Origin of the sequence: Nonomuraea sp. NPDC048881, assembly GCF_040649795.1 — a bacterium.
In the GTDB taxonomy this organism is placed as follows: Bacteria; Actinomycetota; Actinomycetes; order Streptosporangiales; family Streptosporangiaceae; genus Nonomuraea.
Genome location: NZ_JBEZGC010000004.1, coordinates 456,982 through 474,636 on the forward strand (window position 1 = coordinate 456,982; position 17,655 = coordinate 474,636).

General features: G+C 71.8%; 24 protein-coding genes and 1 riboswitch. Of the genes, 15 read left to right on the plus strand and 9 right to left on the minus strand.

From position 1 onward, the window contains the following. Positions 1 to 49 precede the first annotated feature (49 nt). The 7 genes from AB0C33_RS17255 to AB0C33_RS17285 are packed head-to-tail and all read left to right on the plus strand — an operon-like array spanning position 50 to position 3,038. Positions 50 to 559: an Asp23/Gls24 family envelope stress response protein gene (locus AB0C33_RS17255; RefSeq protein WP_358288557.1), complete on the plus strand. Its 510-nt coding sequence runs from the start codon at positions 50 to 52 to the stop codon at positions 557 to 559. Beyond that, positions 556 to 894, plus strand: coding sequence for a hypothetical protein (locus AB0C33_RS17260; RefSeq protein WP_358288560.1), 339 nt, complete (start codon positions 556 to 558; stop codon positions 892 to 894). Before AB0C33_RS17255 ends, AB0C33_RS17260 begins: the two co-directional genes overlap by 4 nt. Beyond that, positions 891 to 1,079, plus strand: coding sequence for a hypothetical protein (locus tag AB0C33_RS17265; protein ID WP_352352177.1), 189 nt, complete (start codon positions 891 to 893; stop codon positions 1,077 to 1,079). The genes AB0C33_RS17260 and AB0C33_RS17265 overlap by 4 nt, the downstream gene beginning before the upstream one ends. Beyond that, entirely contained in the window at positions 1,076 to 1,444 is a 369-nt protein-coding gene (locus tag AB0C33_RS17270; RefSeq protein WP_358288563.1) for an Asp23/Gls24 family envelope stress response protein, read from the plus strand. Before AB0C33_RS17265 ends, AB0C33_RS17270 begins: the two co-directional genes overlap by 4 nt. Then, entirely contained in the window at positions 1,441 to 2,103 is a 663-nt protein-coding gene (locus tag AB0C33_RS17275; protein WP_358288566.1) for a DUF6286 domain-containing protein, read from the plus strand. The genes AB0C33_RS17270 and AB0C33_RS17275 overlap by 4 nt, the downstream gene beginning before the upstream one ends. Beyond that, complete coding sequence (locus tag AB0C33_RS17280; RefSeq protein WP_358288568.1) at positions 2,100 to 2,666, plus strand: alkaline shock response membrane anchor protein AmaP; 567 nt, start codon at positions 2,100 to 2,102, stop codon at positions 2,664 to 2,666. The genes AB0C33_RS17275 and AB0C33_RS17280 overlap by 4 nt, the downstream gene beginning before the upstream one ends. 24 nt (positions 2,667 to 2,690) lie before the next feature. Next, entirely contained in the window at positions 2,691 to 3,038 is a 348-nt protein-coding gene (locus AB0C33_RS17285; RefSeq protein ID WP_358288569.1) for an antibiotic biosynthesis monooxygenase, read from the plus strand. On the opposite strand, the gene AB0C33_RS17290 is transcribed toward AB0C33_RS17285, so the two are convergent. After that, positions 3,035 to 3,631: an HD domain-containing protein gene (locus tag AB0C33_RS17290; RefSeq protein WP_358288572.1), complete on the minus strand. Its 597-nt coding sequence runs from the start codon at positions 3,629 to 3,631 to the stop codon at positions 3,035 to 3,037. The two genes, AB0C33_RS17285 and AB0C33_RS17290, sit on opposite strands and share 4 nt — an antisense overlap. Before the next feature lie 139 nt (positions 3,632 to 3,770). Between AB0C33_RS17290 and AB0C33_RS17295 the strand changes: the two genes are divergently transcribed. After that, positions 3,771 to 5,402, plus strand: a complete 1,632-nt coding sequence (locus tag AB0C33_RS17295; protein WP_358288575.1) for a heparinase II/III family protein — start codon at positions 3,771 to 3,773, stop codon at positions 5,400 to 5,402. A gap of 5 nt (positions 5,403 to 5,407) precedes the next feature. On the opposite strand, the gene AB0C33_RS17300 is transcribed toward AB0C33_RS17295, so the two are convergent. Continuing rightward, positions 5,408 to 6,139: a PIG-L family deacetylase gene (locus AB0C33_RS17300; RefSeq protein WP_358288577.1), complete on the minus strand. Its 732-nt coding sequence runs from the start codon at positions 6,137 to 6,139 to the stop codon at positions 5,408 to 5,410. A gap of 86 nt (positions 6,140 to 6,225) precedes the next feature. Between AB0C33_RS17300 and AB0C33_RS17305 the strand changes: the two genes are divergently transcribed. Next, positions 6,226 to 7,083 (plus strand): phosphotransferase, encoded by an 858-nt coding sequence (locus AB0C33_RS17305; protein ID WP_358288580.1) that lies wholly within the window; start codon positions 6,226 to 6,228, stop codon positions 7,081 to 7,083. Here AB0C33_RS17305 and AB0C33_RS17310 read toward each other — a convergent pair. After that, positions 7,080 to 7,304, minus strand: coding sequence for a hypothetical protein (locus AB0C33_RS17310; RefSeq protein WP_358288583.1), 225 nt, complete (start codon positions 7,302 to 7,304; stop codon positions 7,080 to 7,082). The two genes, AB0C33_RS17305 and AB0C33_RS17310, sit on opposite strands and share 4 nt — an antisense overlap. Positions 7,305 to 7,312: 8 nt before the next feature. On the opposite strand from AB0C33_RS17310, the gene AB0C33_RS17315 reads away from it, so the two are divergent. Continuing rightward, positions 7,313 to 7,750, plus strand: a complete 438-nt coding sequence (locus tag AB0C33_RS17315; RefSeq protein WP_358288586.1) for a response regulator transcription factor — start codon at positions 7,313 to 7,315, stop codon at positions 7,748 to 7,750. 17 nt (positions 7,751 to 7,767) lie between these two features. Continuing rightward, positions 7,768 to 7,944, plus strand: coding sequence for a hypothetical protein (locus AB0C33_RS17320; RefSeq protein ID WP_358288588.1), 177 nt, complete (start codon positions 7,768 to 7,770; stop codon positions 7,942 to 7,944). 187 nt (positions 7,945 to 8,131) lie between these two features. Here AB0C33_RS17320 and cimA read toward each other — a convergent pair whose 3' ends face one another. Next, positions 8,132 to 9,709, minus strand: a complete 1,578-nt coding sequence (gene cimA / locus AB0C33_RS17325; protein WP_358288591.1) for a citramalate synthase — start codon at positions 9,707 to 9,709, stop codon at positions 8,132 to 8,134. A 196-nt stretch (positions 9,710 to 9,905) separates the two neighbouring features. Next, on the minus strand, positions 9,906 to 10,550 hold the full coding sequence (locus tag AB0C33_RS17330) for a thioredoxin domain-containing protein (protein ID WP_358288594.1): 645 nt from the start codon (positions 10,548 to 10,550) through the stop codon (positions 9,906 to 9,908). Between the two features lie 133 nt (positions 10,551 to 10,683). Here AB0C33_RS17330 and AB0C33_RS17335 point away from each other — a divergent pair, with 133 nt between their 5' ends. Together AB0C33_RS17335 and AB0C33_RS17340 are read left to right on the plus strand one after the other, a co-directional pair. Further along, the gene (locus AB0C33_RS17335; RefSeq protein WP_352319024.1) at positions 10,684 to 11,331 is read left to right on the plus strand and encodes an O-methyltransferase; all 648 of its coding nucleotides are present in this window, start codon (positions 10,684 to 10,686) and stop codon (positions 11,329 to 11,331) included. Between the two features lie 70 nt (positions 11,332 to 11,401). Next, a complete protein-coding gene (locus tag AB0C33_RS17340) occupies positions 11,402 to 11,953 on the plus strand; it encodes a Uma2 family endonuclease (protein ID WP_358288597.1) in 552 nt (183 codons plus the stop codon). Positions 11,954 to 11,975: 22 nt separating this feature from the next. On the opposite strand, the gene AB0C33_RS17345 is transcribed toward AB0C33_RS17340, so the two are convergent. Together AB0C33_RS17345 and AB0C33_RS17350 are read right to left on the minus strand one after the other, a co-directional pair. After that, complete coding sequence (locus tag AB0C33_RS17345; RefSeq protein ID WP_358288600.1) at positions 11,976 to 13,073, minus strand: branched-chain amino acid aminotransferase; 1,098 nt, start codon at positions 13,071 to 13,073, stop codon at positions 11,976 to 11,978. 200 nt (positions 13,074 to 13,273) lie between these two features. Next, positions 13,274 to 14,320 carry a 3-isopropylmalate dehydrogenase gene (locus tag AB0C33_RS17350; protein ID WP_352319018.1) on the minus strand — a complete coding sequence of 349 codons (1,047 nt, stop codon included), beginning with the start codon at positions 14,318 to 14,320 and terminating at the stop codon, positions 13,274 to 13,276. A gap of 99 nt (positions 14,321 to 14,419) precedes the next feature. Next, positions 14,420 to 14,579, plus strand: a riboswitch (cyclic di-AMP (ydaO/yuaA leader). A 30-nt stretch (positions 14,580 to 14,609) separates the two neighbouring features. Here AB0C33_RS17350 and AB0C33_RS17355 point away from each other — a divergent pair. Beyond that, complete coding sequence (locus AB0C33_RS17355; protein ID WP_358288603.1) at positions 14,610 to 15,173, plus strand: C40 family peptidase; 564 nt, start codon at positions 14,610 to 14,612, stop codon at positions 15,171 to 15,173. On the opposite strand, the gene AB0C33_RS17360 is transcribed toward AB0C33_RS17355, so the two are convergent. Next, the gene (locus tag AB0C33_RS17360) at positions 15,157 to 16,149 is read right to left on the minus strand and encodes an NAD(P)-dependent alcohol dehydrogenase (protein WP_358288606.1); all 993 of its coding nucleotides are present in this window, start codon (positions 16,147 to 16,149) and stop codon (positions 15,157 to 15,159) included. The two genes, AB0C33_RS17355 and AB0C33_RS17360, sit on opposite strands and share 17 nt — an antisense overlap. 181 nt (positions 16,150 to 16,330) lie before the next feature. Here AB0C33_RS17360 and AB0C33_RS17365 point away from each other — a divergent pair, with 181 nt between their 5' ends. Next, positions 16,331 to 16,966, plus strand: a complete 636-nt coding sequence (locus tag AB0C33_RS17365; protein ID WP_358288609.1) for a DUF2306 domain-containing protein — start codon at positions 16,331 to 16,333, stop codon at positions 16,964 to 16,966. Here the strand turns inward: AB0C33_RS17365 and AB0C33_RS17370 are convergent. Further along, positions 16,939 to 17,640 carry a response regulator transcription factor gene (locus tag AB0C33_RS17370; RefSeq protein WP_358288611.1) on the minus strand — a complete coding sequence of 234 codons (702 nt, stop codon included), beginning with the start codon at positions 17,638 to 17,640 and terminating at the stop codon, positions 16,939 to 16,941. The genes AB0C33_RS17365 and AB0C33_RS17370 overlap by 28 nt on opposite strands. Positions 17,641 to 17,655 lie beyond the last annotated feature (15 nt).

Consider the following 17,655-nt stretch of genomic DNA (forward strand, 5'->3'; position numbering starts at 1 on the left):
GTTAAGCGGATATCTCTGCTTATCAGAGACTTCTAGGGGGTGACGGAACGTGCCGGACACGATGGTCAACCAGACTTCTGCCGTACCGCGGGCCAGAACGCAGGAGGGCGGGCCGGCGACTTCGCTGGTCACCGACAAGGGCACGACGAGCATCGACGACGTCGTCGTCGCCAAGATCGCCGGACTGGCCGCACGCGAGGTATCCGGCGTGCACGCCATGGGCGGCGGCGCCGCCAGGGCGCTCGGCAACGTGCGCGGGATGGTCGGCGGGGAGCGCAGCGTCGCCCAGGGCGTCTCGGTCGAGGTCGGCGAGCGCCAGGCGGCCGTGGACATGGACCTGGTCGCCGAGTACGGCACCGCCATCCCCGACCTGGCCGCGGCCGTGCGCAGGAACGTCATCGCGGCGGTCGAGCGCATGTGCGGCCTGGAGGTGACCGAGGTCAACATCAGGGTGGACGACGTGCACCTGCCCGGCCAGGACAGGGACAGGGACAGGGACAGGGACAGGGGCGACGGTCGCCGCGAGGCCATCGAGCAGCCGGAGCCCCGGGTCCAATGACCGGGCCCGGCGCCACCGCCTACACGCGGGACGACGCCGACGCCGACGCCAAGGCGGAGGCCGAGACGCTGGCCGAGCTCGTACGGGCCTGCCCGGGGGTGGCGGGGCTCTCCGGCGGCCCGTTCGGGACGGTGGCGACGTACCTGCCCGGGGCGCGGGTCATGGGCGTCTCGGCCGACGGGGACACGGTGGAGATCGCCATCGTGGCGACCCTGGTACGGCCGCTGCCCGAGACCGCCGAGGACGTCCGCCAGGCGGTGTGGGAGCCGGGCGGCGGACGTCCCGTGAACGTGCACATCGACGACGTGGTGATCGACGTGGTGGAGGAATCATGAGCAACGTCCCTTGGCTGCCGGTCATCGGCATGGCGGTCGGCATCATCCTCGGACTCGCGGGGGCCTTCGGCGGCCTCGGCGCGTTCCTCCTCGTCCTCGTGCTCGGCGCGGTCGGCTTCCTGGTCGGCAAGGTCGCCGAGACCGGCGAGCTGAACCTGTCCGGCCTGACCGCGAGGCGGCGATGACCACCACCGCCCACGTCACGGTTCCCCGGCAGCGGCTCGCGCCGTCGGCCGAGCCCGAGCGGCGGGGCCGTACCGAGATCTCCGAGCGGGTGGTCACCAAGATCGCCTGCTGCGCGGCGCGTGAGGTGCCCGAGGTGCTCGACGTGCGGCTGGGCGGGGCGCCGTGGACGCACGCGTCCAGCGCCGAGGTGCGCGGCGAGCGGGCCACCCTGAAGCTGGACGTGACCGTCGCCTACCCGGCGCCGCTGCACGCCGTGGCCGCGCGGCTGCGGGAGCACGTGCGCAACCGGGTGGCCATGCAGACCGGCCTGGACGTCACCCGCCTCGACGTGATCATGACCGATCTGGCGGGAGGCCCGGCATGACCCGCCCGCTCCCGTCCGAGGAGCCCGTGGAGACGCCGGGGGCCGTCCCGGCGGGCGGGGCGGGGGCGCACCGGGGCGAGCCGGGGGCGGCGCCGCCGCGGGACAAGGGCGCCGACCGGGCCGCGGTGCGCGCGTTCCGGCCGCAGCGCCGGGTGCCGGCCATCGTGGTCGCCGTCCTGCTCACGCTGCTGGGGCTGCTGGTCGCCGCCGAGACGGTGTCCGCGCTGGTGGGCAGCCCGTTGCGATGGCTGCCCTACGACCGGATGCTGGCGTGGGCGGCCACGACGCCGTGGTCGGACCCGCTGGTCCTGACCGGGGCCGCGATCGTGGCGCTGGCAGGGCTGGCGCTGCTGGTCGCCGCCCTGGTGCCGGGACGGCCGCGGATGGTCCCCGTGCGGACCGGCGACCCCGACCTGATCATCGGTGTGCGTCCCAAGAGCTTCACCAGGGCCCTGGAGCACGCCGCCGAGGAGGTGCCCGGGGTGCGCTCGGCGCACGCCAGCCTGCGCGGCCATACGGTCGCCGTCACGCCCACCACGTCCGGCTGGGACGACGAGGGCTTCGGCCGGGCCGTGCGCGAAGCCGTCCTCACCAGGCTCGCCGGGCTGGACCCGGTGGAGCCGTACCGGGTGGCGGTCAACGTCAAGGAGCGCCGATGAACAGGAAGACCGGCCGCGGCAACCGGTGGGGGCTGGCCCTGGTCGGGCTGGTGCTGGCCGCGCTCGGCGGGCTGACGCTGGCCCGCGGGCTGCTGGGGCCGTCCACGCCGATCGTGGACGCCGGCGTGCGCGGGTTCTTCGCCCGCAACAGCCCGCCCGTGTGGTGGGCCGTGGCCGCCGTGTCGGTCCTGGTCGCGCTGCTGGCCCTGCGCTGGCTGGTCGCGCAGGGCCGCAGGGACGCCCGCACCCGGCTGCGCCTGGAGGCCGGCCCGGACGGCGTCACCGAGATCGCGGCGGGCGGGATGGCCCACGCGGTCGCCGCCGACGTCGCGGCCAGCCCCGCCGTCCTGAACGCCGACGCCGACCTGGTCGGCCCGCGCGGCCACCCGGAGGTACGGCTGCGCGTGGCCGCCGACGAGGCCGCCCCGATGAGCGAGCTGAGCGAGCACCTGTCCCGGGTCACCCTGCCGAACCTGCGGGACGCGCTGGACAGGGATCACGTACCGGCGGTGGCCCGCGTTAGCCTGGAGCCCTCACCTGCGACGCAGCGGGTCGTGCGCTAAGGCTTCGCCGAGAGGGGTCCTCCGTTGTCCATCGTGAAGATCAACGTCCTGACCGTGCCCGCCGAGATGCGGGAGGAGCTGGAGCGGCGGTTCTCCGGCCGGGCCGGGATGGTGGAGTCGGCCGACGGGTTCGAGTGGTTCGAGCTGCTGCGGCCGGTCGAGGGCACCGACCAGTACCTCGTCTACACGCGCTGGCGCAGCGAGGAGGACTTCCGGACCTGGCAGCAGGGCCAGGCCTTCCAGCGCGGCCACGCCCAGGCCGCCGCGGGGCAGGGTCACGGCCAGGGTCACGGTCACGGGCAGGGCCCGGCGGCGACGGACTCCCAGGTGTGGAGCTTCGACGTCGTGCAGAGCGCCGGGCCCAAGGGTTAGGCGTCGAGGGGGTTGGCGGCGATGCGGTCGGCGATCCCGCCGCGCACGAACCGGCCGGCGTAGCTCGACGGCTTGCGCGCGCCCTGGTCGGCGATGCAGGCGGCGAACTCCTTGGCGATCTCCAGCCGCGGGTAGCGCTCCAGCACCTCGCGCCGCACGCCGTCGGGGATGTCCTCGGTGCGCCGGCCGGAGATGTCCATGCCGGTGGAGAGCTCCAGCAGGTGGCCCTCCGGGTCCTCCTCCACCGGCACCTCCTCCCACATGTGCCGGATGATCACCTCGGAGGCGCGCAGCCGGCGCTCGGGCGACCAGCCGGCCCCCGCGCAGAAGGCCCAGGCCACGTGCCCGCCGGCCTCCTCGAACGGCACCGTCTGGCTGTCGAACTCGGCGACCAGGCCGATGTCGTGCAGCATGGACGACACGTAGAGCAGCTCGGCGTCGAAGTCGATCGCCCTGCTCCGGGCGTAGGCGGCGGCCCACAGGTACGCGCGTATGGAGTGGTTGAGCAGCGAGGGTGACTGGTAGCGGGTGGCCACCTCCAGCGCGCCGCGGCAGGCGGGCGTGTCGGGCAGCACGATGTCGTCGAATCTCACGGCTCCAGCATGACATCCGCGCTGCCGGAGGCACCGGCGGGCATCGGGCCGTTAACGATCCGGTACGCGACTTGACCGGTTGATCGTGATTCCGAAAGCATGTCCCGCCCTCACTTTCTTGTCCGGAAGGAACCCTGGCGTGCGCCGGCTCGCGATACCTCTTGCCCTCACGCTCGCGCTCGGCGGGCTGACGAGCCCGGCGCAGGCCGCCGACAAGGTGACCCGTACCGCGCAGTGCCAAGGCGACTGGCTGCCGGGCACGCCGACGGCCGAGGACGTCATGAAGGGCGAGATCTCGCTGGTGGGGCTGCCGGCGTACAAGCTGGGCAAGGACATCGACTGGGGGGCGAGCCCGTACCGGAACCGGTCGTGGGAGTTCGTCTTCCAGTCGTTGCGCTGGATGGGCACGCTGGTCGTGGCCTACGAGAACACCGGCGAGCGGCGTTACCTGGATCGTGCCACCGAGATCACCAAGGACTGGGTGGCGAACAACCGGCGCGGGGCCGCCGCCACCAAGCCGTACGTGTGGAAGGACCACCCGGTCTCGCTGCGCACGCAGCCGTTGTTGTGCCTGAGCATGCACGTCAAGGACAGCTGGCTGAAGGACAGCCTGGCCGACCACGCCAAGCTGCTGTCGGACGCGCGGCTGTACAAGAAGGGCCACAACCACGGCATCGACCAGGACATCGCCCTCATGGGCATCGGCTGCCGGTACGGCCGCTCCGACTGGTCGAGCCTGGCCTCCAGGCGGCTCACCGGCACGGTCAAGCTCGACGTCGACTCCCAGGGCGCGCTCATGGAGCAGGCCCCCCGCTACGCCGTCTACGTGTTCGGCCGCCTCCAGGTCGCCATCACCAACATGAAGGCGTGCGACCGCAAGGTGCCGGCCGAGATCAGCCGGCGGGCCGAGGCGCTGAAGGACTTCATCGCCCACTCCACGATGCCCAACGGCTACATGGTCCCGATCGGCGACGGCAGCGCCGAGACCGAGCCGAAGATGGAGACCGGCACCCCGAAGCAGAAGGTCAAGGTCTACAAGGCCGGTTACGTCTACGGCCGGACGGCCTGGGGGAAGCCGGACTCGTCGTACTACTCGATCAGGTTCGGGCCCGGCATGAAGTTCCACGGGCACGAGGACCACCTGGGCGTGACGTACTACGCGCAGGGCCGCGACATCCTCATGGACGGCGGCTTCCACTCCTACGAGAAGAGCGCCTACCGCTACTGGACGCTCTCCCCCGAGGCGCACAACGTGCCGACGGTCGAGGGGGCCCGGTTCCGGCCGCGCACCTCGTCCAAGCTGACCAAGACCTCCTACGGCAAGGACCGGCAGGCCTTCCGCCTCACGGACCGGGCCTACGGCGTGAGCCGGACGCGTTCGGTGCTGGTGAACCACGGCCAGGACCTGATGGCGGTGCTCGACACGGCCTCCGGGGGCAAGAAGGTCAGGAACCTGTGGCGGTTCGCGCCCTCGTACAAGGTCGTCTCGACCGGCGGCGGCAAGGTGGTGCTGGCCGACGGCGCCTTCAAGGTGACGCTGATGCAGTTCTCCGCGTGCGAGCGGGTCGGCGGCCAGAAGGTGGAGCGCGGCGGCAAGCTGGGCTGGGTCTCGCCCACCTACCTGGCCAAGGACGCGACCAACGTGGTGGTGTCGCCGGCGGCGAAGTCGCTGCTGACGGTGATCGTGCCGGGCACCGACTCGCCCAAGGTGTCGTGCTCGGGGGGCAAGCTCAAGGTCGAGGGCGAGACCCTCTCCGCGGGCCTGCTCTAGCCGGTCTAGAAGGCGATCCGGCGGTACCACTCGTTGGCGAGCATCTGGGCGCGGGCCCGCTCCGGCAGCCCGGTCAGCATGGTCATCGACGCGCCGCGCTCCACCTCGGACTCGTGGGCGAGCATGGCCGCCCACTTGCGCTCCGACCAGCGCGACACGTCGATCGCGGCCGACACCTGGTGGTCGGGGACGCCGGGCAGGGCCTGGCCCGGCTCCGGATCGGCGCCGAAGACCGCCCGCCAGTGGGCCGTCACGACCGAGCGCGGGACGGTCGCCAGGTAGAGCGCGTGCGGCCGCCAGGGGTCGCCCGTGCCGGGGTAGAGCTGGTCGTAGCCGGCCGCCTCGACCGCGGCCAGGGTGACCCGGTGCACGTGCACGTGGTCGGGGTGGCCGTAGCCGCCGAAGCCGTCGAAGGTGAGCACGACGTCGGGCCGGACGGCTCTGATGTGCTCGACCAGCAGGCCCACCGCCTCGTCGAACGGCACGTCGAGGAAGCGCGGACGGCCGGGGGCGGACTCGGGCTTGCCCGCGTCGGCGAGGCCGAGCAGCCGGGGCTTGCCCGCGCCGAGGATGTCGAGGGCCCGTTCCAGCTCCTGCGCCCGCCGGGTGCCCTCGGCCCAGGTGCAGGTGACGACGGCGGTCGTGGCGCCCTCGTCGGCGTATTTGGCGAGGGTGCCGCCGGTCCAGATCGCCTCGTCGTCCGGGTGGGCGTGCACGCCGAGCACACTGAAGCTCATGGGACCCCATCGTATGGAGGCCGGGCACCGGTCAGGACCCGCGTAGGCTCTACGCGTACCCCCTCCCCCTCGGAAGAGATGAGCCGATGAGCGAGTCCGTGCCCTCTGACCTGCTGGAGATCGCCGACGCGCTCGTACCCGGCGCTCCCCTCGGCAGTGCGCGGCTCGCCCCCGGCGGGATGCACGACGTCGTGCTGCTCCCCGGGGTGGCGGCCGTGCGGGTCGGCCGGCGGCCGAGCGTGAGCGCGGCGCTGCCGCGGCGGACCGAGCTGCTGCGCGCGATCGCGGCCGCCGGGCTGCCGTTCGCGGTGCCCGAGCCGCTGACGCCGGTGACGACGTTCGGGGAGCGCGCCGCCGTGGCCGTGTCCTGGCTGGACGGCGCCGGTCTCGGCGCGGGCCAGGGCGACCCGGCCCTGATCGGCGAGCTGCTCGGCGCCCTCCGCGAGCTGCCCGTCACCCCGGAGCTGCGCGCCCTGCTGCCCGCCCCGCGCTCGTACGCCGGGCCCGCGAGCTGGAGCACGATCCTCGCCGAAGAGGTCATCCCGCGCTTCCCGGCCAGGTGGCGGGAGGAGGGACGCCGGCGCCTCGACGACGCCCTGGCCCTGGAACAGGTCCCCGACTCGCTGGTCCACGGCGACCTCGTCGGCGACAACGTCCACTGGGACGCCGACGGCAAGCTGGTCGGCGTCCTCGACTGGGACCGGGCCCACCTGTTCGACCCGGCGATCGACGCGGCCTTCATGGGCTGGCACGGCTGGGAGCACCTGCGCGACGCCGTCGACGCCGGCACCTACCGGCGGGCGGTCACCTGGGAGCGCGCGTTCGGCGTCAACCAGCTCGTCGCCCTCCTCGTGCTGGCCGGCGAACCCCTGACCCTCGTGGACAGCTTCACCACTCACGTCGTGGCCTGGCTGGACGAGGACGGCGGCCCCGACCGCCTCTAGGCCGCCCGCTCCCGCCGCGCCGGCGTGCGGATGATCGACACGCCGACGGCGCCGAACGCGGCCAGCAGGATGACCGGGCCGCCGATCCCGAGCACCAGGTTCCACGCGCTCGCGCCGAACAGCCACACCACGATGCCCGCCAGCACGCCCGCCGGGAACCACCAGCCCGCCAGCCCCGCCCGCGGCCGCCCGCCGCATCCTCGCGACCCCGGCGCCCCCACGAGTGATCATGCTGACCACCTACGACACCGACGAGAACCTCGACCTCGCGCTGCACGCCGGGGTCAGCGGGTTCCTGCCCAAGGTGTCGCCACCCGAGCACCTGTTCGCCGCCATCCGCAGCGCCGCGCGGGGCGACGTCCTGCTCGACCCGGCGGTCACCGGCCGCGTCGTGGCGGCCTACCGGCGTACGGCCCCCGCCCCGTCGCCGGCGGCCACGGGGGTGACCGCCCGGGAGGAGGAGGTGCTGCGGCTGGTGGCGCACGGCCTGTCCAACACCGAGATCGCCGGCACGCTGTCCATCACGGAGGCGACCGTCAGCACCCACATCAACCGCCTGCTGGCCAAACTCGCCCTCCGCGACCGCGCCCATATGGTCCGCCACGCCTACGAATCCGGCCTCGTCCGCCCCGGCGACTCCCCGGACGACGTCCCCCCGACCAGATGACCTGATTCCATGAGGTGATGACCGCCACCGAAGCGTCCAGGAACTCCGCCGCCGTGATCGCACCGGCTCCCACGATGGTCAAGGCGTTCCTGGCGAGAAGCACGGCCTCCCTGGACCCCGACTTCGAAACCGACGTCGCCGCAGCCCGCGAGGCGCTCGACGACGAGATGAGGGACACGTGGCCCGACGCCTGATCCGGTGCACAGGGATGCTCATCGCAGCCGAGCACGGCAGGGTGGCGGCGACCGCGCGGATCGTGGTCGCCCCCGCCGCTTTCGACGATCTCCGCCTGAGCTCCCCCAGCCGCGCGGCGCCCCCAAAGCGTAGCCCGCTCGGAGCGCGCACCCCAGGAACCGCTCGGGGCGCGCGCCGCCGCCGGGGTCAGCTGCAGTCGCGGCCGGCGCGCAGCAGGCCGTACGTGACCGCCTGCTCCAGCGCCTGCCAGGAGGCGTCGATGATGTTCTCGGCCACCCCCACCGTCGCCCACTCGGCGGTGTCGTCGCTGGAGGTGATGAGGACGCGGGTGACGGCGTCCGTGCCGTGGGTGCCTTCGAGGATGCGGACCTTGTAGTCCACCAGCTCCAGCCTGGCCAGCTCGGGGTAGAGCTGCTCAAGCCCCTGCCGTACGGCCTTGTCCAGGGCGTTCACGGGGCCGTTGCCCTCGCCGGTGGCGACGATGCGCTCGCCCTTGGCGTGCAGCTTGACGGTGGCCTCGCTGACCAGCTCGCCGCCCTTCGTCCGCTCGACGATCACCCGCCACGACTCCACCTCGAAGTGCCGCCGGCGCGCCCCCTGGACGGTGTCGCGCAGCAGCAGCTCGAACGACGCGTCCGCGGCCTCGAAGGTGAAGCCCTGCGACTCCAGCTCCTTGACGCGCTCGACGAGCGTCTTGGTGTGCTCGGGGGTCAGCTCGTAGCCCAGCTCGCGGCCCTTGAGCTCGACGGAGGCGCGGCCGGCCATGTCGGAGACGAGCATGCGCATGTCGTTGCCCACGGCGGCCGGGTCGATGTGCTGGTACAGGTTGGGGTCGACCTTGATGGCGCTGGCGTGCAGGCCGGCCTTGTGGGCGAAGGCGGACATGCCGACGTAGGGGGCGTGCGAGTTGGGGGTGACGTTGGTGACCTCGGTGATCGCGTGGGCGATGCGGGTCATGTCCGCCAGCGCCTCCCGCGGCACGAGGTCGAAGCCGCGCTTGAGCTGGAGGTTGGCGACGACGGTGAAGAGGTTGGCGTTGCCCGAGCGCTCGCCGTAGCCGTTGGCGCAGCCCTGGACGTGCGTGGCGCCCGCCTTGACCGCGGCGAGGGTGTTGGCGACGGCGCAGCCGGTGTCGTCGTGGCAGTGGATGCCGACGCGGGCCCCGGTCTGGACGGCCGCGTGCACGGTCTCGGCCAGCTCGTCGGGCAGCATGCCGCCGTTCGTGTCGCACAGGGCGATGACGTCGGCCCCGGCTTCGGCGGCGGTCCGCAGCACTTCCAGCGCGTAGGCTGGATTGGACGTGTAGCCGTCGAAGAAGTGCTCGGCGTCGAGGAAGACTCGCTGTCCCTCCGCACGAAGGTGAGAGACCGTGTCGCGGATCATCGCGAGGTTCTCCTGGAGAGTCGTGCGGAGGGCCAGCTCCACGTGCCGGTCGTGGCTCTTGGCGACAAGGGTCACGACCGGCGCGCCGGATTCGCGCAATGCGGCTACCAATGGGTCGTCGGCGGCCTTCACACCGGCCCGGCGGGTCGCGCCGAACGCGGCGAGCTGCGCGTGCTTCAGGTCGAGCTCTGTTCGAGCGCGCCTGAAGAACTCTGTGTCCTTGGGGTTGGCGCCCGGCCAGCCCCCCTCGATGAAACCGACGCCCAGGCTGTCCAGCTGCCGTGCGATGGCGAGCTTGTCGACGACGGTGAGGTTGAGTCCTTCCTGCTGCGCGCCGTCGCGCAGAGTCGTGTCGTAGACGTGGAAGCGGTCGTCGGCCATGAAGTCTCTTCTTTCGGATCCGTGTCCTGGAAAACAAAAAGACCCCTCACGGACGTGAGAGGTCTGCGCGCTGGCGGTGTCCCTGTGTCAGCCAGCGCGCCTGCCGATAATGAGCAGACCGTAGAACATGGTGCCTGCCAGTCTGCCACAGGGATTCACCATCTGGCACATCGGTCTCAGCTTGTGGACACGACCTTTACACTTGCACGCCGGCGCCCCCGGTGACGGCGCGTTCGAGGGCCGCCGGGTCGAACACCTCGTTGCCGAGCTGCTGCCCGTCGAGCAGGACGGTCGGCGTGCCCTGGATGTGGATCTTCGAGGTCTCCGCCAGGTGGGTCTTGGCGTACGACTGCGAGGTCACGCACTCGTCCACCGAGGCGCCGGCCTTCCTGGCGGCGGCCACCAACTCCTGCACGGTGAAGCCCGAGGCCGAGCCGTGCGGGGCGGGCTGCATGGCGTAGAGCTCGTCCCTGAAGGCCAGCCAGTTCTCCTCCGGCACGCATCGGGCGGCGGCCGCGGCCCTGATGGAGTTGGAGCGCATGGGCTCGTCCTGGAAGATCGTCACGGGGTGGAAGACGACCTTGAGCCTGCCCTCCCTGGCCAGCTTCTGGATCGTGCCGTCGACCTTGGAGTGCATCTCCTTGCAGATCGGGCAGTCGAAGTCCTCGTACACGTCGAGCACGGGGGCGTCGCCGGACCTGTCGGCCAGCACCATCGAACCGTCTAGCTGCCTGGTCAGGCGTACCGACCCAGCCGTCTCACCCGGCTCCGAGAAGGCCAGCACACCGAGCACCACCAGCGCCGCACACGCGACCGCGACCGCAACCAACCGCTTCATCATCCGCCCACTTCCAGCTCACCGATCGCGCAGACCCTACCAACGCCGGAACCACTCTCCGGACAGCCGCCCGGGGCGGCTCCCTCATTGGTACCTGATGACGATGAGAGAACGCTGTGAGGGGAGAATGACCTTCATGAAGGCGAACCTCCTCGACCCCGCGGTGGGCCGGTACATCCTCGACCACTCCACCCCGCCCGACCCCCTGCTCGACGAGCTGGCGCGGGAGACCGCCGAGGCGACGGGCGACGCCGCCAGGATGCAGATCTCCGCCGACCAGGGCCGGTTCCTGACCATGCTGACCCAGCTCACGGCCCCGGCCGTGGCGGTCGAGGTGGGCACGTTCACCGGCTACTCGTCGGTGTGCATCGCGCGGGGGTTGTCCGGCGGGCGGCTGCACTGCTTCGACGTGAGCGAGGAGTGGACGTCCATCGCCCGGCGCTACTGGGAGCGGGCGGGCGTGACCGACCGCGTCTCGCTGACGCTCGGGCCCGCCCTGGAGACGCTGGCCGCCTTCGACGAGCCGATCGACCTGGCCTTCCTCGACGCCGACAAGGGCAACTACCCCGGTTACTACGAGTTGCTGGTCGAGCGGCTGCGGCCGGGCGGCCTGCTGCTGGCCGACAACACGCTGCGCAGCGGCCACGTGGCCGACCCGGCGCACTCGGAGACGACGACGGTGCAGATCCGCGAGTTCAACGACCTGGTGATCGAGGACCCCCGGGTGAGCGTGGTGATGCTGCCGGTCGCCGACGGGATCACGATGATCAGGAAGAACCACTAGATCGCGGGACGCCGCCGCCGTTACTCTGAGTGATCCTTTGGAAACCCCCGGGAAGCATGAGGACGGCGGCATGGTCAGGCCCCTGGAAGAGCGCTACCGCACCGTGCGCGAGCTGTTCCCCGAGTTCCGCATCGAGACGGTCCAGGGCCGGATCGTGGTGAACGAGCCGGGCACCTGGCAGCACAACACGATCCTGTCCCGGACATTGTTCCAGCTCGCCGCCGCGGCGGCGGTCCGGGGCTGGGAGATCTGGCCGAACATCACCGTCTACCTGGGCCCCGGCCACGATCTCTACGTGCCCGACCTGGCCGTGGTCCCGCGCCGGCCGCGGCTGCACGAGGAGCACGCCGTCCACGGCGCCTCGACGATCCTGCTCGTGGACGTCGTCTCGGTGGCCACGACGTACGACGTGCACTTCGTCAAGACGGGCGGGTACGCGCGCGGCGGGGTGCCGCTCTACCTGGTGATCGACCCGTTCCAGCGGTTGGTGACGCTGTTCGGGGGGCCTGGCGGGCGGCGCTACCGCAGCGAGAACGTCGTCTCCCTGGGCGAGCCGGTGTTCCTGCCCGACCCGTGGAACCTCCACGTCGACACCGCGGCCCTGACGGAGGCCGGCGCCTGAGACGCCGGCCGTCCGCGCGGCTCTAGCCGATCTTGTGGATCCAGTTGCGGGTGTCGGGACGGGCGCCGTACTGGATGCCGACGAGCTCCTCGCGCACCCGCATCGTCACCGGGCCGGGGGTGCCGTCGGCGATGGTCCAGGAGCGGTCGTCGCCCCTGACCGAGCCCACCGGCGTGACCACGGCGGCGGTGCCGCACGCGAACACCTCGGTCAGCTCGCCGGAGGCGCAGGCGGACTCCCACTCGTCCACCGAGATCAGCCGCTCCTCGGTCTCCAGGCCGAGGTCGCCGGCCATCTCCAGGATCGACTCCCGGGTGATGCCGGGCAGCAGGGTGCCGGTGAGCGCCGGAGTGACGAGCTTGTTGCCGAAGACGAAGAAGAGGTTCATCCCGCCCATCTCCTCGACGTACTCGTGCTTGTGGGCGTCGAGCCAGACGACCTGGTCACAGCCGTTGTCGACGGCCTGGCGCTGGGCGACGAAGGCGGCGGCGTAGTTGCCGCCGCACTTGGCGAAGCCGGTGCCGCCGGGCGCGGCGCGCGTGTACTCGGTGGACAGCCAGACCGAGACGGGCTTGATGCCGCCGCTGAAGTACGAGGCCGCCGGCGAGGCGATCACCATGTACTTGTAGGTCTTCGACGGGTAGTTGACGCCGAGCCCGGCCTGCGTGGCGAACATGAACGGGCGCAGGTAGAGGCTGTGGCCCTCGGTGGTCGGCACCCACTCCTTGTCGGCCGAGACCAGCAGCTCCAGCGACTCCACGAACGCCTCCTCCGGCAGTTCGGGCATGGCCATGCGCTCGGCCGAGCGGTTGAAGCGGGCGGCGTTCGCGTACGGCCGGAAGGTCGCGATCGAGCCGGAGATCTGCCGGTACGCCTTCAGTCCCTCGAACAGCTCCTGCGCATAGTGGAAGACCGAGGTCGCGGGGTTGAGCGAGAGCGGCCCGTACGGCATGAGCCGGGCGTCGTGCCAGCCCTCGCCGTCGGTGTAGTCGATCGAGATCATGTGGTCGGTGAAGACCTGCCCGAATCCGGGGTTCGCCAGTACCTGCTCCCGCTCGGCCGCGGTGCGAGCGTGGTCGGAATGCTGCACGTCGAAGCTGAGCTTCTGAGCGATGGTCATGACGGAGGTCCTTCTCTCTACGAATCTGCGACTTCGAAAGCTGATTCTGTTAGCTACTGCCCGCGAGCAGTATTCGTACTTCCTAGTGTCTCGCGATTTGGGATAGCAAGAGGCAGTTGGGGTGGTTAGATCCGGCGAACGCGAAAAAGCGCCTGGCAGTCCGTGTTCGGACCGCCAGGCGCGTGCGGGGCTAGGCGGTCCTAGCCGGCTACTCGCGCGGCGATGTCGTCGCCGATCTCGCTGGTCGTGCGGCCGGCGCGGCCGGTCACCCGCTCGGCGATGTCGGCGGCCACGGCCTGCTCGACCTTGGCGGCCTCGGCGTGCAGGCCGAGGTGGTCGAGGAGCATGCCCACGGACAGGATGGTGGCGGTCGGGTCGGCCTTGCCCTGACCGGCGATGTCGGGCGCGCTGCCGTGCACCGGCTCGAACATGCTCGGCGAGGTGCGCTCGGGGTTGATGTTGCCGCTGGCCGCCAGGCCGATGCCGCCGGCGATCGCGGCGCCGAGGTCGGTGATGATGTCGCCGAACAGGTTGTCGGTGACGATCACGTCGAAGCGCTCGGGCTGGGTGACGAAGAACATCGAGGCCGCGTCGATGTGGCTGTAGTCGGTGGTGACGTCGGGGAACTCCGCGGCCACGCGGTTGACCGTGCGCTGCCAGAGGTCGCCGGCGAAGGTGAGCACGTTCGTCTTGTGGACGAGCGTGAGCTTCTTGCGGGGCCGCGACTGAGCCTTCTGGAAGGCGTACCGCACGACGCGCTCGACGCCGTGGGCGGTGTTCAGCGACTCCTGGGTGGCGATCTCGTGCGGCGTGCCGCGGCGCATGACGCCGCCGGTGCCCGCGTAGAGACCCTCGGTGCCCTCGCGGACGACGACCATGTCGATGTGCTCAGCGGTGGCGCCGGCCAGCGCGGTCTCGACGCCGGGGAACAGCTTGACCGGCCGCAGGTTGACGTAGTGGTCGAACTCGAACCGGAGCTTGAGCAGCAGGTCGCGCTCCAGGATGCCGGGCGGCACGCTGGGGTCGCCCACGGCGCCGAGCAGGATCGCGTCGTAGCCGCGCAGCTCTTCGAGCACCGCGTCGGGCAGGGTCTCGCCGGTGCGGTGGTAGCGGGCTGCGCCCAGGTCGTAGTGGGTGGGCTCGATCTTCGTGCCCACGGCCTCCAGGACCTTGAGCCCTTCGGCTACGACCTCGGCGCCGATGCCATCCCCGGGGATGACGGCCAGGCGGATGTTACGCGACTCCATGGGCGGTACCTTACCGGCTCGTCTCGGCTGACGAACACATCATCTCAACAACCGGACAATCCGTTTTGGGGGGATTGCGACCTTTTGACCGTTTCGTTAGAGTCCGACGAGCCTAATCCACGCAGCCGCTGCGTGGAGCCGGGGACCCACCTTTCCCCCCGGGGCGAATCGGCTGCGCCTCCCCCCCGAGGAGCCGCCGTAGGGCTACTTCCAGGCCCGAGCCCGTCAGCTAACCCGGTCGGCCACGTGGAAGGACAGTCCCCTGTCTAGCATCGCCATCCTTGTGGCGGTGGCAGCGGGCGCCGCAGGTCTCGTGCCTGCCGCCCCCGCGGCTCCCGCCGCTCCGGCCGCCCCCACCCCCTCCATCACCCTCACCGGCCCCCAGGTGAAACAGGTCCAGGAACGGCACGTGCCGAAGCCGGCCTGGAAGGTCGCCCTCGAATACGCCATGGACAAGCGCGGCACCCCGTACGTGTGGGGCGGCGCCAGCGAGCGGGGCTACGACTGCTCGGGCCTCATGCTCCGAGCCTACGAGGACGCCGGCATCGAGCTCCCCAGAACCGCCGCGGAGCAGTACGGCGCCTTCTCCAGGAAGATCGCCTGGAAGGACCTCAAGCCAGGCGACCTGGTGTTCTTCAGCGGCCTCGGCCACGTCGGCATGATCTCCAAGCCCGGCTACATGGTCCACTCCCCCCACACCGGCGACGTGGTGAAGGAGGAACGCCTGTCGCAGTGGCGCAGGCAGGCCTTCGTCGGCGCGGTACGCCCCGACCCCAAGGGCGTCAAGCGCTGGGCCGACTACAAGCAGCTCCAGAAGGCCCCCGCCCCCGCCATGCTCACCGCGACCCTGTGACGACGACCTTCCCCGGGGCGTGCCCCTCCTCCTGGTAGCGGACGGCCGCCGGGAGCTCGCCGAAGGGGAAGGTCCGGTCGATGACCGGGGTGACCGCGCCCCGCTCGATCAGCCCGGTCAGCGTCAGCAGGTTCGCCCTGTTGCTCCCGCAGCGGACGACGTCCGCCCTGACGATCCGCTGCGGGACGAAGGGCCCCGACGCGAGCGCGGCGAACATGTGGCCGGCCGGCTGCACCCAGCGGCCGGCCGGCCCGCCGACCAGCACGTACGTGCCCTTCCTGGTCAGCACGCGGCGGCAGTCCGCCAGCCGGCGGCCGCCCGCCACGTCGAGCAGCAGGTCGAAGCGCCGGCCCGACGCCGCGAAGTCCTCCTTGGTGTGGTCGATGACGTCGTCCGCGCCGAGCGAGCGGACCAGGTCCGCGTTGCGCCCGCTGCACACGCCCGTGACGTGCGCCCCCAGCGCCTTGGCCAGCTGCACGGCGAACGTGCCCACGCCGCCGGACGCGCCGTTGACCAGCACCTTCTGGCCCGGCTGGAGGCGTCCCTCGTCGCGCAGCGCGATCAGCGCGGTGTTGGCCGCCATCGGCACCGCCGCCGCCTGCTCGAACGACAGGCCCGCCGGTCTGGGCGCCACCTCGCCCTGCCGCAGGCAGACGTACTCGCCGAAGCCGCCCCCGAGCGACATCGCGTACACCTCGTCGCCGGGACGGAACAGCGTGACGTCCTTGCCGGCCGCCTCGACCTCCCCCGCCACGTCGGCCCCGAGGACGGCGATGCGCGGCCGGCGCAGCCCGACCCCGCCGCCCATGACCCGGGCCAGGTACGGCTCCCCCCGCATGAAGTGCCAGTCGTAGGGCTGCACGGACGTGGCCCGCACCCGGACCAGCACCTCGTCGTCGCGCGGCACGGGCCGCTCGACGTCGGTCAGGACGAGCTGGTCGGGCGAGCCGAACGAGCGCAGGACGTACGCCTTCATCGTTTTCTCCCTCGTGCCGCTGATGTGCCGCCAGTGTGGGCGTGACCTGCGCGGACGCTCAACGGTCGAAAGGCGACGGCTCGATGGCCGAAAGTACGACGGCCCGCCCGCCGATGGTGCGAACCAGGACCGGCCGTCCGCGCGATGACCGGGCACGGGCGCGGGCGGCACGCTCTCAGGCATGAGATGGATCGCACCCGCCGGGCTGCTCGCGCTCAGCGTCGTCCCGCTGGTCGCCGGCGCAATCCGGGTGACCGAACTGGCCGCCGGCGCCCCCGTGACGGCGGACAACGCGCGCTTCTTCGCCATGCCCGTGCCGGTGTTGCTGCACATCCCGGCTTCCCTGGTGTTCTGCGTCCTCGGCACGTTCCAGTTCCAGGCCCGGTTCCGGGCCGGGCGGCCGGGGTGGCACCGCGCGGCGGGGCGGGTGCTGGTGGCGTGCGGGCTGGTCGCGGCGCTGTCGGGGGTGTGGCTGACGCTCTTCTCCGACCTTCCCGCCGGCGACGGGATGTTGCTGGCCGCCTTCCGGCTGCTGTTCGGGACGGCCATGGCCGCCTGCCTCCTGCTCGGCCTGGCCGCGATCCGGCGGCGCGACGTGGCCCGGCATCGCGCCTGGATGACCCGCGGGTACGCGATCGGGCTCGGCGCGGGCACGCAGGCGTTCACCCTGGCGTTCGGGCTGGCCGCCTTCGGGGCGCCCGGCGAGCTCGGCCGGGCGCTGCTCGTCGGCGCGGGCTGGGTGATCAACCTGGCGGTGGCCGAGTGGGTCGTCCGCAGAACCCTCAGAGGTCAGGTGCGTACGCGGTCGGTCTCGTAGGCCCACATGGCGATCTCGACGCGGTTGCGCACGCCGAGCTTGGTCATCAGGCTCGCGACGTGGCTCTTGACCGTGCTGAGCGAGATGTGCAGCTCGCGGGCGATCTCGCTGTTGGTCCGGCCGCGGGCCACGGCGCGCAGGATCTCCTCCTCGCGGCCGGTGAGCGCCTCGACCGGCTGCGCGGGCGCCTCCGTACGCCCGGCTCCGGCGAACGCGGCCAGCAGGCGCGCGGTCACGCTCGGGGCGATGAGCGCCTCACCGCCGGCCGCCGCGGTCACCGCCTGGGCGAGCAGCGCCGGGCCGGCGTCCTTGAGCAGGAAACCCCTGGCTCCGGCGCGCAGGGCGGCGTAGACGTACTCGTCGAGGTCGAACGTGGTGATCACGACCACCGCCATGGGGTCGGCGACGTCGGGCCCGGCCAGCTCGCGGGTGGCCGCGATGCCGTCGAGGCCGGGCATGCGGATGTCGAACAGGCACACGTCGGGGCGCAGGCGGCGGGCCAGCTCGACGGCCCGCCTGCCGTCGCCGGCCTCGCCGACGACCTCGATGCCGGGCTGGGCGTCGAGGATCATCCTGAGCCCGGTACGCGCGATCTCCTGGTCGTCGGCGACCAGCACCCGGATGGCCGCCGTGCCCTCCGGGTCGCTTCCCGCGGCCTCCCGCCGGTCGCTCACACCGCCTCCTTCCGC

Bases quoted from the DNA above. Each gene is read 5' to 3' on its own strand.
- AB0C33_RS17260 (WP_358288560.1), top strand. From the start codon at position 556: ATGACCGGGCCCGGCGCCACCGCCTACACGCGGGACGACGCCGACGCC.
- AB0C33_RS17265 (WP_352352177.1), top strand. From the start codon at position 891: ATGAGCAACGTCCCTTGGCTGCCGGTCATCGGCATGGCGGTCGGCATC.
- AB0C33_RS17270 (WP_358288563.1), top strand. From the start codon at position 1,076: ATGACCACCACCGCCCACGTCACGGTTCCCCGGCAGCGGCTCGCGCCG.
- AB0C33_RS17275 (WP_358288566.1), top strand. From the start codon at position 1,441: ATGACCCGCCCGCTCCCGTCCGAGGAGCCCGTGGAGACGCCGGGGGCC.
- AB0C33_RS17280 (WP_358288568.1), top strand. From the start codon at position 2,100: ATGAACAGGAAGACCGGCCGCGGCAACCGGTGGGGGCTGGCCCTGGTC.
- AB0C33_RS17300 (WP_358288577.1), bottom strand. From the start codon at position 6,139: ATGAGCTTCAGTGTGCTCGGCGTGCACGCCCACCCGGACGACGAGGCG.
- AB0C33_RS17305 (WP_358288580.1), top strand. From the start codon at position 6,226: ATGAGCGAGTCCGTGCCCTCTGACCTGCTGGAGATCGCCGACGCGCTC.
- AB0C33_RS17315 (WP_358288586.1), top strand. From the start codon at position 7,313: ATGCTGACCACCTACGACACCGACGAGAACCTCGACCTCGCGCTGCAC.
- AB0C33_RS17320 (WP_358288588.1), top strand. From the start codon at position 7,768: ATGACCGCCACCGAAGCGTCCAGGAACTCCGCCGCCGTGATCGCACCG.
- cimA (WP_358288591.1), bottom strand. From the start codon at position 9,709: ATGGCCGACGACCGCTTCCACGTCTACGACACGACTCTGCGCGACGGC.
- AB0C33_RS17330 (WP_358288594.1), bottom strand. From the start codon at position 10,550: ATGATGAAGCGGTTGGTTGCGGTCGCGGTCGCGTGTGCGGCGCTGGTG.
- AB0C33_RS17335 (WP_352319024.1), top strand. From the start codon at position 10,684: ATGAAGGCGAACCTCCTCGACCCCGCGGTGGGCCGGTACATCCTCGAC.
- AB0C33_RS17340 (WP_358288597.1), top strand. From the start codon at position 11,402: ATGGTCAGGCCCCTGGAAGAGCGCTACCGCACCGTGCGCGAGCTGTTC.
- AB0C33_RS17345 (WP_358288600.1), bottom strand. From the start codon at position 13,073: ATGACCATCGCTCAGAAGCTCAGCTTCGACGTGCAGCATTCCGACCAC.
- AB0C33_RS17350 (WP_352319018.1), bottom strand. From the start codon at position 14,320: ATGGAGTCGCGTAACATCCGCCTGGCCGTCATCCCCGGGGATGGCATC.
- AB0C33_RS17360 (WP_358288606.1), bottom strand. From the start codon at position 16,149: ATGAAGGCGTACGTCCTGCGCTCGTTCGGCTCGCCCGACCAGCTCGTC.
- AB0C33_RS17365 (WP_358288609.1), top strand. From the start codon at position 16,331: ATGAGATGGATCGCACCCGCCGGGCTGCTCGCGCTCAGCGTCGTCCCG.